The 12,996-nt window shown below is 64.2% G+C and carries 8 protein-coding genes; 6 read left to right on the top strand and 2 right to left on the bottom strand.

Annotated features, from left to right (window positions below; genetic code table 11):
• Window positions 1–52: 52 nt before the first annotated feature.
• Entirely contained in the window at window positions 53–1,396 is a 1,344-nt protein-coding gene (locus QF015_RS13660; RefSeq protein WP_429389646.1) for a hypothetical protein, read from the bottom strand.
• Window positions 1,393–4,254: a hypothetical protein gene (locus QF015_RS13655; RefSeq protein ID WP_429389644.1), complete on the bottom strand. Its 2,862-nt coding sequence runs from the start codon at window positions 4,252–4,254 to the stop codon at window positions 1,393–1,395. Before QF015_RS13655 ends, QF015_RS13660 begins: the two co-directional genes overlap by 4 nt.
• Before the next feature lie 232 nt (window positions 4,255–4,486).
• Between QF015_RS13655 and QF015_RS13650 the strand changes: the two genes are divergently transcribed.
• The 6 genes from QF015_RS13650 to QF015_RS13625 all read left to right on the top strand — a co-directional run bounded on the left by QF015_RS13650 (window position 4,487) and on the right by QF015_RS13625 (window position 12,645).
• Entirely contained in the window at window positions 4,487–4,768 is a 282-nt protein-coding gene (locus QF015_RS13650; RefSeq protein ID WP_026547649.1) for a hypothetical protein, read from the top strand.
• Window positions 4,769–5,155: 387 nt separating this feature from the next.
• Entirely contained in the window at window positions 5,156–10,525 is a 5,370-nt protein-coding gene (locus QF015_RS13645; protein WP_429389642.1) for a DUF6531 domain-containing protein, read from the top strand.
• A gap of 331 nt (window positions 10,526–10,856) precedes the next feature.
• A complete protein-coding gene (locus QF015_RS13640; protein WP_429389640.1) occupies window positions 10,857–11,330 on the top strand; it encodes a hypothetical protein in 474 nt (157 codons plus the stop codon).
• Between the two features lie 91 nt (window positions 11,331–11,421).
• The gene (locus QF015_RS13635; protein WP_310202670.1) at window positions 11,422–11,919 is read left to right on the top strand and encodes a hypothetical protein; all 498 of its coding nucleotides are present in this window, start codon (window positions 11,422–11,424) and stop codon (window positions 11,917–11,919) included.
• 85 nt (window positions 11,920–12,004) lie between these two features.
• On the top strand, window positions 12,005–12,211 hold the full coding sequence (locus QF015_RS13630; RefSeq protein WP_354516690.1) for a helix-turn-helix domain-containing protein: 207 nt from the start codon (window positions 12,005–12,007) through the stop codon (window positions 12,209–12,211).
• Between the two features lie 44 nt (window positions 12,212–12,255).
• Complete coding sequence (locus QF015_RS13625; RefSeq protein ID WP_429389637.1) at window positions 12,256–12,645, top strand: site-specific integrase; 390 nt, start codon at window positions 12,256–12,258, stop codon at window positions 12,643–12,645.
• Window positions 12,646–12,996: the final 351 nt, after the last annotated feature.

Here is a 12,996-nt window from a genome sequence, read left to right as displayed (position 1 = left end):
GCTCCTCCTGTAGTGGAACTGTTCCCCTCAGACGTGGGGACGGAAAGGTTTGTTAGGGGTTGGCCGGCGCCGGTACCCAGACGAGCCGTGGGGCGTTCTCGTCCGCCGGACGAAGACCGAGATCCTGAGGGGACGCGTAGACGGGGATCGCGTCCGTGGTCAGGGCCTGGGGCTGCGAGAAGTCCAACGGTGGTCCGGCGAGGCCCTCCCCGGGTCCGAAGGACATGGTGCGGAGCGATGCTCCGACCTTCGCTGGATCGTTGCTCCCGGCCAGGGCAGCTGCCCGAACCAAAGCCACGACGGCGTCATGGCTGCGTGCGTCGGCGGCCCAGGCATCTGCCGAGAACGGGGTATCGTCTGTCAGGTTCTTGATCTCCGGGTTACCGCCGGCCAATCTAATGCCGGAGAGGAATGCGGACATTCCCCGGCCTTGCGCGTCCTGCTGAAGTGCGATTGCATCGCCCGTTGCCGGCGCAATGCTGACCAGCTGACCGGAAGCTGTGCCATCCAGTTCGGCGAGCGAGGACGCGAACGAGGGGCTGGTGGCGCCGTCGGGAAGCACCAGCGGTACTGACACGTCGCGTGACTGCAGGGCCTGGACCAGCCGTGCCAGACGCTGCGGCGTTGCCGCCGACACCACAACAGCGTCTGCGGGGTTGGCAATCCGGGTGCCCTCAGCGTCAGCCGGCGCATCCTTGGACGGCGGACGAAGCTGGTCGCCTGTACGGATGGCGGCTTCCTGGGCCAGGCCTGAGACGTCGGAGAAGCCATCCAGCGTCAGTGTGTCAGCGGGAGTGACGGATGCCGGGACCTGGCCGCCGTCGCTGACCAGCAGCACCCGGCTCTCGCCGGCAAGAGCGGTACCCAGGGCGGCCTGGACGGAGGCTGCCGTTGGTCCGGTGGTCCACGTGGTTTGAGCTGGTTCCGAAGCTTGCGAGTAGGGCAGGATGACGGGGAGGCCCCGCTCCTCAGCGGCTTTCGCTGCTGCACGGGCTTGCGGCCCTGTGCTGGCGACGACAATGCCGGACACACCCTGCTCGGCGAGTGTTGCGACGGCAGCACGGGCCCCGTCTTCGGTGCCTTGGTCGTTCTGGGTTGGGAGGGCGACTGTCGCCCCACCTTGGGCGAAACGCTGTGCCGCCACCACGGCACCCTGTGCTGCGCGGTTGTATTCGGTGCCGGGCTCACCGGACTGGCCGAACGTCATGACGACGCCGATCGAAAAGTCTGCTGGCAGGCCGTCAGCCTTGAGGGCGACCGGAACTGTGGCGGCCACAGGATCGGGCCGGGGAGCTTCCGTGGGGCGGTTCAGGGTCATGGTCAGGACCACCGCGGCAGCAATCACGACGGCGGCTCCCGCAGCGATCAGGGCGAAGAGACGGTTGCGGGGGTTCACGCGTTGCCGCCGATCTTCAGTGTGTACAGCGTCTGCGACGTCGCACCTGCAGGGACTTCGAGTTTGAACGGCGGCAGTTCATCCACGGCGTTGAGCGAGGCCTTGAACTGGGCCTGGCGCAACAGAAGCCCTGCAACGTCCCGGGATCGGATGTTGGCGTAGCCTTCAGCGTTCTGCGTAGCCAACGCCAGTTGGAAGTCCGCTGTGTCCGCTTTCGCAGCGCTGGTGGCCATGGAGCCAAGCAAGCCTGAGCCGTTGACCGCGCGGTCACCAAGGTCCAGCATCACTTTGTTAAGGCTGGAGGCAAGAAGGGCACTGGCGCCTTCGACGTCGCGGGTGGAGCCGGACGTGCTGGACGCAATGTTCTCCAGCGAGGACTGTGTGCTCTTGGACAGGGCGGCTGTGAGGTCACCGCTCTGACCCAGGAGTTCGTCGCGCTGTTTGTTGACCGTACCCTCGGCGTCCTTCACAACGTCGTCAGAGGTGGACTTCAGCCCGGAAATGGACCGGTTGAAGGCTGTGGTCACGGCTTCAGAGCTGGCTTCGCCGATGTCGGCAACCTGACGGACTTGTTCACCCACGGTTTTGTAGACCTCGGCTGCAGTTTCGGCGGAAACGTCGCGGAGGGATTCCTTGATCTTTTCGCCAAGTCCGTCCTGCTGCTCCTTCAACTTCGCAAGTGCGGAGGTCACTGTACCGGAGGAGTCAATCGCATCGGCAAGTGCAGCGTCCAGCGCCTCAAGTCCGCGTTTGGTGCCGTTGACGTTTCCTGTAGCGGCGCCGTCGAGCGTCTTGACAGCCGTCTTGATCGCTTCGAGCTTGGTGTCGGCGTCGTCGAACGTGGTTTCCAAAGCCGTGAACGCTTGGCCAATTGCCTGGTCGGCGGCAGTCGTGTCGGTGGCTGCAAGAACCTCGTCCCAAGCGGCTGACTGACCTTCGAGCCGCACGTCCAGTGGCTCCTTGAAACCGGGCGGCGGATTCAGCGCAGATGAAGGATTTCCGTCCTCATCAGTCGGTTCGCACGGTACTGACGTCAAGTAGGAGCGCAGCCGCTCAATGTCCTTTGCGGACAACTTGCCCTTGCCGGGGATGAGGCTGTCATCGGCCAGCTTGCACAGCTCGTCCGCCACCTTCTGGTTCTGCTGCAGCATGGAGCCATTCAGCCAGGTTCCCTGACCGAGTTCGCCGTTGGCTGCCTTGGCATTGGCGGCGATGGTGAGCAGCTTCTGCCGGAGGGTGTCAACACTGTCTTGCGCTGTGGTGGCTGCTTTGCGGGTCGCAGCTGCAGAATCGGCGGCCGACTTGATGGCCGCATCCAGGGCAGCCAGTGCCTTGCTGTAATCCTCGGAAGTTCCGGAGCCGTCAAGCATCTCACCGAGGTCCGCGCGCACTTTTTCAAGTGCGACGCCGGAACTCGCCTGGTCTTTGATCGCACCTTCTATTACCTGTGGCTGGAGGCCGGAGACGAGTTCATCGCCCTTTTGCACGAGGCCCAGAAGCGCTCCGGTCACGGTCACGGCGGAACCGTAGAGCGAACACGTCATGGATCCCTGTTTTGCGCACTCCGCGGGCGTGGGGTTTTCGGGGCCCATGGTTGCTTTGAGGGCGCCGGCAACCGTGTCCCGGCAACTCGCGTTGACCTTGGCGTAGGCATCCAGTTGGGAAGACATGGTGAGGACGCTGGAGTACACGGTGGCCGCAGGCGCAGCCTTGGCCACCTCGGCGGTGCAACCGTCGCCGGTGATAGGGGTGACCGGTGGTGTGGCGGAAGTGTCACCCAGCATCGCGTCCACGGCGGAGACCGTCAGCTTCAACTGGGACATGGTGGTGGATTGGGTAGCGTTTGTTGAAGACTCCAAGTCAGTGCCGAGAACCTTCAGTTGCTGCTTCAGGTCCGACATCGTCGCAGCCAGGGCCTTTGAGTTGTCGCGAAGCTCACCGGCTGTCTTTGCGCCGAGGGTTTGGGACGTTGCCTGCAGATTCCGGCGAACCTCGGTGATGGTGGATCCGGCTTTGGCCAGGACCGTGTTGACGTCCGATACCAGTGAGATGGTGCGGCGCTGCAGCTCCATCTCCGAACCGGTTCCGGAGGAGAAGGCGCTGGCGAGCACTCCGTTGGCGCTGAGGTCAGTATTAAGGCCAGGCTGAACAGCGACGTCGAACTCGGGAACCTGGAAGTCCTTCACGTCCGCTGCCAGGCGCAGCGTCGTGCTCGCACCCGAACGCGGGGGAGCCAGGACCGTGGCCCATTGGACAACGGTGGCGCCATCTTCGGTGCTGCTCAGGACCCCGTTGGTACCTGTGGCGCCGTCGGCTGAGCCAGGTGTTACGTCGTCCGCCCGGATGCCCGGGAGCTTAGTGGACGCGGCGATGGTCAGCGGGGCGCCTACCAGGGCGGTGTCAGAGCGGGCCTGGCCGGCGGCGTCGTACTGGATGGTCTGGGGTTTGACGGTGAGGTTTTCAAGCGTCAGGTTGATTTCCACCGGACCGGTGTGGCCTTTTAGGTCGGCGAGGTCGGAGCCGGACTTTCCCCCGGCGCGGTATTGAAGGCTTACCCGAACCGGCAGTTCGCCCACCGCTTGGGCGGCGTCGTAGGTGATGTTCTCGGCCGAGGAATCTCCCGCGGCGGACACCGAGATGGTGGTGCCTTCGATCGTGTGTACACCGGCGGCCGGGGACAGGCCCACACGGACGCTCTGCAGGAGCTTAACCGGGTCGGACACCGGCTCCGGCTTGGGAGTCTGGGTGCAGGACGTGGTCGCGATCAGTCCCAGGGCAACCAAGGCAATGCCTAGTGCGCGGCCCGGGGAGATGCGACGCCCCGGGTTGTAATCGTTAAAACTAGCCTGCCTGGGCATGGATCGTCCCCCTGTTTCCGTTCACGGTGCCTTGAGTATCATAAGGGGTTGCGCTCCCGAATGGAGTAATCCGGCTGTGCGGGTATCACTGCAGGCCGCAGTCATGTCATGTCTGTTGGCATTTGTTTGTCTGTTTGTTGGATTTATTGGGTGGTGTTGGTAGTTTAGGCATCGTCTGGTCGCCGGGGGTTGTTCCTGGTGTTGCGATTGTTCTTATTGGGAGGAAAGTTCTATGTCGCGTGTGTTGTCTACTGAGCAGGCCAAGGCTGCTATCGGTCAGGTGCAGTCGATTATTACTGGTGGGTTTACGGATCAGATTTCGGCGTTGGATGCCCAGGGCCGGGTTTTGTCGGATCCGAATGTGTGGGATGGTCCGTTGGCTGCTGAGTTCCGTGGTTCGACGTGGCCGGAGACGAAGGCTGCGTTGGACAAGGCCAAGGAGGAGTTGGAGCAGTTGCGGGGTCAACTGCAGAAGATTTCGCAGGATATTTTCTCTGCTGGTGGGGGGGCCTGATTCCCCTTTCTTGATTCGGGTGTGAGGGCCGGGTGATCGTGCCGCTTTGGTGAGCGGTGTGGTTGCCCGGCCGTTGCGCTCTTTCCTGGTGTGCTGCTCTTCCTGCTGCGCTGCACTGGTTTGTGTGCTGGTTTGTCTGGTTTTGTTCGTGTTGTGGTCCGTGGTCGTGTTCTTGTTCTGTGGGGGGCTTTGGTTGTGACCGAGTTCGTTGAGATGCCGTTGTTGCCTGATTCCGGTGCTGGCCATGGTGGCCGGTTTGTGTATGGGACTGCGGAGGCGGTGAAGAGTGCTTTTAGGTCCGCAGCGTCGCGGGTTGAGGAGCATTCGGGGTCGCGGGGACCGTTGGTGACAGGTGCGGGGGAGGATTTCCGGGGGCATTTTTCGGAGGTGTTCGCCGCGAACGCGGCTACGGCGGCCCGGGACGCGTCGGGGTTGGCGTCGGCGTTGCGGACGGTCGCGGATTATGTGGGCACGATGATCGACGCGGCGCGGGAGGAGGATTCCCGGCGTCGGGAGAACAACGAGTGGGTCCGGCGGCATAACAACCGGAACTGGCTTGAGCAGTTCGGTGACAGCATTTGGGGTGAAGAGGCCCGGCCGAACATGGAGCCGGGGAACGCGCCGTCGTTCCCGTCGGCGTCTGCGTCTTCGGGGGCGCGGGATACCCCGGGCCCGGGTGGCGGGTATGGGGGCGGGACGTCTTCGGCCCGACCGGAGGCGTTGCGGTCTTTCGCTGCTTCCTCGCGGGGTCTGGATGACGGGCTCGCGTCAACGCCGGGGTCGTTGGAGGGGCATTTGTCCTCGTTTGAGGGGCAGTGTTCGTGGGGCCGCATCGAGGCTTCCGGGGTGATCACGGCGTTCCGGCAGTACTTGGCGGCTAATGAGAATGATGCGGCGTGGGCGGTGGTGGTCGCGGATGCGTTCGCTGCTGCCGGTAGTGAGGGCGCGGTCTCCACCCTCTCGGACGCGGCGGTGAACGAGGCGTTGGCAGCGGCGGGGGTTTCCGGGACGCGGACGGGCCTGGTCATTGACCCGCCCACCGCGGCCGGGGCGATGCCGACGTCCGGGTATGCGAATGATCCGGTGAACACTGCCACGGGGAACTTCATCGAACCCGAAACCGATCTCGGGTTCGCCGGGGCCGCCTCGAACCTGGTCTTGACCCGGATGTATAACTCCCTCGGCTCCGGCCTGACCGGTGACGGGGTGTTTGGTCCGGGGTGGGCGTCGGTGCTGGACCAGCACCTGGTATTCACGGATGAGGGTTGCCGGTGGGTGATGGCCGACGGCCGTGCGGTGGACTTCCCCCGCGAGGGTGCGGGTTGGGCCCGCGCGGTCGGCGAGAATTACTGGCTGACCCGGCACCCGGTCACGGCACCGTGGTTGACGGAGCTGACGTCGGTGCCGGAGGGCACCGTTGAGGTGTTGGTCGTGACTGATAACCAGGGTGGCTGGTGGGCTTACACCACTGCCGGGGCCTGGCTCGGGACCGGGGCAGGGCCCGGCCGGACCGTCTCCGCGCACCGCGACGACGCGGTCGACGGCGGCGGGTTGGGTGTGGTGTGCCGGTTGGTGCACGCACGTGGCCGGTCCCTGGAGATCGATTACGTTGACGGGCTGGTCGGCGTGGTCCGGGCCTCTGATGGGCGCCGGGTCCAGTACGGGTACGACACCACGGGCCGTTTGGTCACCGTCGGCACCGAGACTGGTACGAGGGTGTACCGGTGGAACGAGCAGGGCTTGATCGCTTCGGTGGTTTCTGCCGCGGGGGTGGTGGAGGCCGAGAACACGTATGACGAGTCCGGCCGGGTCATCCTGCAGGTCACTCAGCATGGGCGGCGGACGAGGTTCGCGTATTTGCCGGGCCGGGTCACGGTGGTTTCGGACGAGGACGGGTCGCGGTCCAATTCCTGGGTTGCTGATGGCAAGGGCCGCCTGGTGGGGGTTCTGGATGCTGAGGACCGGCGCCAGTCGATGGCGTATGACGGGCACGGGAATTTGGTGTCGGTGACTGAGCGTGACGGGTCGGTCACGGTCCATGGCTATGATGCCCGGGGCCGGAAGACCCGGACGGTGACCCCGGAAGGGGCGGACCTGACGTATGGGTGGGACGACCAGGACCGGATCACCACCTTGGTGACCGCGTCTGGCGCGGTCTTGGCCTATGAGTACGCTGACGAGGTCTCCCGGGACCCGTCCGTGATCGTGGACCCGCTGGGTGGCCGGACCGAACTTCAGTGGCGGGACGGGCTCCTGACCCAGGTCACCGACCCTGTCGGTGTCACGATCGGGTTCGTGTACGACACGTTCGGGGACCTGATCGGAACCCGCAACGCCGCCGGGGATGTTGCGAGGATTGTGCGGGACCAGGCCGGGCGCCCGGTGACCGCGGTGACCCCGTCCGGGGCTGAGACCCGGTTCAGTTATGACGACGCCGGTGTGCTGGTTCGGCGCCAAGATCCGGATGGGGCGGTGTGGGCGTTTGAGCATGACCCCGCGGGCCGGACCACCGCGATGGTCGCCCCGGACGGGGGCCGGACCGAATTCCAGTACGCGGCCAATGGTGAACTGGTCCGCACCACCGACCCGCTCGGACGGGTCATCGAGCGGGTCTTTGATGAGCTCGGGAACCTCACCGCCGCGGTGCTGCCCGACGGCGCGTCGTGGGGGTTCACCCATGACAACCTCTCCCGGCTCGTGGGGATCACGGATCCGGGCGGGCATGACTGGGTGCGGGAGTACGACACGGTCGGTGCCCTCACTGCGGTGGTGGATCCGACCGGGGTCCGCACCGCGGCCGTCACGGACCGGGGGACCGGGACCGCGACCCTGACCGACGCGTTCGCGTCGTCGACGTTCAGTTTTGATGAGTACGGCCGCCCCACGAAAGTCGAGTCCGTGGATGGGTCCGCGGAGCTGGTGTCCTATGACGGGGCGGGGAACCCGGTCGAGTTGGTTGATGGTGAGGGCGGGCTGACCGTCCTGGGCCGCGACCTCGCGGGGAAGATCACCACTGTCACGTCCCCGTCGGGGGTGGTGACCCGGTACGAGTACGACCATTGCGGGCGCCCGTGGAAGAGTGTCGACCCGGTGGGGGCGGTCACGGAACTGTCCTACGACGTCGACCAGCGCCTCACAGCGAGGAGACTGCCGACCGGCGAAACCGAAACCTACCAGTACGACGCCTGTGGCAGGTTGACCGCGAAGCACACCCCGGGGGAGGGCACGGCCCGGTACGGGTACGACTCGTGTGGGCGGCTGAGCTTCTCGCAGGATTCCTGGTACGGGACCCGCCGCTTTGAATACAACACCGCCGGAGAACTGGTCTCCACCACGAACGGGGTCGGTGGGAAGACACGATTTGAGTACGACACCCGCGGCCGGCTGGTCAAGGTCACGGACCCGGCCGGTGGGGTAACAACGCGCACGTATACGGCCACGGACCAGGTCAATAGTGTGACGGACCCGCTCGGGCGGGTCACGACCGCGACGTATGACCCGGCCGGGCGGCAACTGTCCCAGACGGACCCGGACGGTCACACCACCACCTGGACCTACGACCGTGCCGGCCGGGAAGCGTCCACCTCGGTGGACGGTGCCCTGATCGCCGCGATCGAACGCGACCTCGCCGGCCGCCGCGTGGTCATCACGGACCACACCGCTGGGGCCGGGTACGCGGTCGAGCAAGAACTGGTGTTTGACCGGCGCGGACTCCTCACCAGAAAGTCCAACGGGAACCGGACGTTGGGGTGGGAGTACGACGCCGACGGGAACCGCGCCGGCTTCACCACCCCGGCCGGCACCACCCGCTACACCCGCGACGCCGCGGGCCGGGTCACGGCCGTGTCGAACCCGCTCCTCGGGGACGCGTCCTTCACCTATGACGCCTCCGGCCGGGTCACCACCGCGACTGCCGGCCAGTACTCCCAGGAATGGGTCTACCGGGACGGGAACCTCTCAGAGCACAGCCGCGTCCATGCCAACGACCCGGGCACAGCGGATGTGACCCTCATCGGCCGTGAGGACGGCGGCCGGATCACCGCCCTGACCCGCAACGGTGCCGTGACCCGGTACGGGTACGACGGTGCCGGGCAAATGGTCTCCGCCACCACCAGCAGCAGTTCGTTGGAGTGGGAGTACGACGCCGGCGGTCGGCTGCTCCGCGAAACCACCCCCACCGGGGCACGCACCTACAGCTACGACGCCGGAGGCCAGCTGTCGTCCGTGACGGAACCTGATGGTTCGGTCACTGAGTTTGTGTATGACGGGCTGGGCCGCAGGGTGCGGGTGATCGGGGAGGACGGGTCCTGGACCGAATACGCGTGGGGCCCCACCGGGCACTTGGCCGGCACGGTCGAGAAGGACCGGGACGGGGCCGAGGTGTCCCGGCACTGGCTCCACGTCGACGCGCTCGGTGAACTCGCCACCGTGGACGGAGCCCCGTTGTGGTGGGACACCGCAGCACCGGTCCCGACCCTGACCGGGATCAACACCACCCAAATCCTGTCCTTGCCCGGCGGGGTCACCGGCATCGGCGAAGCGTTCACCGCCCCGGGCTGGCGGGCCGCGCGCCCGACCGACCAGCATGACCCCTGGGCCGTCTTCGGCACGCCCACCACTCCCACCCCCGGCAGCCCTGCAGCTGCTGGTATGGGTGCGGGTGTGGGTGGTGTGTTGCCCGCCGGGATCACCCTGACCCAAGGTGGCGGGCTCGACATCGCCGGACTCGAATGGCTCGGCGCCAGGGCGTACGACCCGGCGACCAGGGGATTCCTGTCCACCGACCCCCTCGCCCCCGTCCTGGGAGCGGGCTGGGACGGCAACCCCTACTCCTACGCCGGGAACAATCCCCTCAACACCACCGACCCCACCGGACTGCGGCCACTCACCGACGCGGACCTGAAAGCCTACGACGGCTCCTCCCGCGGCGCCCTCGCCGCCGCAGGGGAATGGCTCGGCGACAACTGGGAGTATTTGGCTGGTGGTGCGATGGTGATCGCCGGTGGTGTTCTGATGGCCACTGGCGTCGGTGGCCCGGCGGGGATGATGCTCATCGGAGCGGGCGCCGACACAATCATTCAGAAGGCAACTACTGGAGAGGTAAATTGGGGCCAAGTTGCCCTCAGCGGAGCCCTCGGAGGTTTCGGCGGCGCCAGCATCGCCGCTCGCGCTGGTTTGAACGGGATGAAGGCGACCTTGGTGGCCGGGGCCAGTTCGGGCGGCATTAGCGGCGGTATCCAAAGTACGTATGGGTACTACTCAGGCCCTGGCCCGCACACCATAGCAGGGGCCCTGGGAGCCACTGCCCAAGGGACAGTTCTAGGTGCTGCTACTGGCGGTGTCGGTGGGGCGGCCGGCCAAAGGATCAGCCAGGGAATCATGGGGGCAGTCACAAGGAATGCCGGCGCAGACACTGTAGTCATGGGTCGGATGATGGATCAAAGAGTGCATCCCTACGGCAGCGCCCACGGCTATGGGACCTACACGGCGCTTCCTGAAACGGTCTACAACTTCACTTACCGACATCTTCCTAATTCGGTCCATGATGGAATCCATCTTTGGGCCAACAAGAAGTGGATTAACTATCAAATGATGCAGGGCCACCAAATTGTGGACATTGGAGCGCCCAGTCCTGCCCTGAACCCAAGAGGACCAGGCGCCTTGCCCTCCAGCAATTACTACGACATGGAGCAGGCACAGGTAGCTGGATATTCGGGCTATAGCCAGGATCTGCAACCTGCGTGGGATCTGAGATAGGAACATTGATGTACATCGAGGGAAACATATATCTGCGATTGGTTGCTGTTCCGGTTCGCAAGGGGTTGCTCCTGCGGGGAGATCATATGTACGAGGTATTGACATACCCCGGACATCCCCGAGTCGTATCGGCAAAGGAGTTGGCGGGGGCCGTTGGGGTAGATCCGCGCGGTCCTTGGAACGATTTGCAGGAGTGTCAGCGGGTTGCGGATCGGCTATATCGGGAAGGGAGGAAGGGCGAATGGGTCGAGTATCATACTGCGATCATCGTTCCGGACAGCCCTGCTGAGGGTGACGCTGGGATTTGAACTTGCGCGTGAAGTCATGATGGGTGCCGGTCACCGCTCCCGTCGCGCAGAAGGACATCGCTAGGGACATACTCACGCTCGGCTCGGCAGGGCTGCCCGGTAACGTCCATACCGCCGCTGACCTCAACGCAGGACACGTATACTCCGGTCGTGCGCGCGACAAGATACCTGGCGAAACCGAACGCGGTGACCAGTGGGCCTGGACTGGCCGGGAAAACAGCCGTGACCACCACGTGAACCCGATCAAACCGGAGTTTGGTTCCCACGCCTTCGGCACTGATACCGGCGGCGACGCCGGACGGCCCGTCACCGACCACAACGGTCTCATGTCTGATGGTGGCGAACAGGCCGGATATTTTGACGAGCGAACAGAGTCTCTACAAAATGTAGCCTGGGCAATCAGGGGAGAAACCGAGAAGATCACCCCGTATGTCCCGCTGGGGCCGACTGATCTGCAAAAGGCCCTACTGGAAGGAATGTCGATTGCCAGCGGTTAAGACGTATTTTAGGATCCTCATGGCCGTGACGGCCGTGCTAATGATGGGAATGACAATAACCGCATGCGCTGAGAAGGAGCCAAACGCGACAATGTCAGACAAAGCGACACCGGAAAAGACAATCAGCGCAAGGGAAGGGCGGGACCGGGCGGTCGAACTCGTCGTCAACACCACCAAGCAGCTCGACGTCACTGGCTGGTGGCCCCGTAACGGCGTCGCGTGGGCGCAGGAGTGCTCCCTAGGGTCGGGCGAGAAGGGAGCCAGCTATGGTTACGACCGCTGGGCACCCCAAGGAACGAACCATGTTGAAGACGCCAAACGCGTAGCCGAGTATTGGAAATCCCTGGGCATGACCGTACGCACCGTAAATCCAACGACACACCCGACCGTCTTCGCAGAGGGCGGTCCCGTAGTTCGGGCTGAGTTCGACACTGATGCATCTGACAAGTCGTACAGCATAGGTGCTACTGCCCCGTGCTCACTGGGCGACGCAGTTACTTTGAACGACGAAGACGAAGCAGAACGCAAACAAGGCAAAGTACTCCCCGGAGACGAAGGCCTAGTCGTTCGAGAAGGCCTCACGCAATAACTCCAGGCGGCGACCACACCCGATGTTCGCCATTCAGTCCTTACTGTCGGTCACTAGCCGTTCTCCTGTTTATAGCGTTCTCCTTATGCCTGAAGACGATAAGCCGAGCCCGCGATTCCTGACGATTGAGCAGGTAGCGGAGGAATTGGCGACCAGCGAGGTTCAGATCCGCGCCATGCTCAAGACCGGCCAGATCAAAGGCATCCAAATCGGTGGGCGCAACGTCTGGCGCATCGGACGCCAAGACCTAGAAGACTTCATCCATGACGCCTACCGACAAGTCAGCGAATGAATCGCCGCTGGCAACCTAGAAGATGCGCCTTCGGATGGTGACGTATGAGCACAGTTTCACCCGCAAGAGCTTCGAAGACTGCACCTTCCGGGGCGGAAGCTTCTCGCGAGGATCTGGTGTTCCCCGGTGAGGACGGGCACCATCTACGGCTGGCCCGCGTGCACGAGGACAACATGAGTTGGTTTGCTGGCGCCGTGAAGCGTTCCGGGATTCCCAGGATCACTCCGCACGATCTCCGCCACTCCGCCGCCAGCTTCGCTGTATCCGCCGGCGCCAATGTGAAGGCGGTGCAAAAGATGCTCGGACACAGCTCGGCCGCGATGACGCTAGATGTCTATGCGGATCTCTTTGACGGGGACCTGGACTCAGTTTCAGACGCTCTAGATCACGCCGTCTCTCAGGCGAATGTGCCCAAAATGTGCCCACCAGCCTGATTCTGGCAAAAGAAAAGGCCCTGCTTCCCTTGTAAACAAAGGGAAGCAGGGCCTTTCTCATTGGCGGTGACGGTGGGATTTGAAACCTCTCCGAGCTGAGTCAGGGCAAGAGGAACCCCGAGATTACGCCGAAATACACCATGTTGTATAACGATGATTCACTGTGGTTCTGGGCAAAATGTGGGCAAACTGTGGGCACTAGGCCCTCTTGGGAATCCTTGGGCGCTGAGCCTCTCCACGCCTGGGGATCCGCGGCGCCCGCCGCGGGGATTCCTCTGGGGCTGACGACTTCCGGTTCATCGACTGGATTGCGTCAATGTCCCCTGAGGTGAAGCGGAGGCTCCCGCCAAG

The sequence above is a fragment of the Paenarthrobacter sp. TE4293 genome, assembly GCF_050435325.1.
Classification (GTDB): Bacteria; Actinomycetota; Actinomycetes; order Actinomycetales; family Micrococcaceae; genus Arthrobacter; species Arthrobacter nitroguajacolicus_C.
The sequence above is the reverse complement of the archived record's forward strand: the minus strand, read 5'-3'. Positions and strand labels throughout refer to the sequence as shown.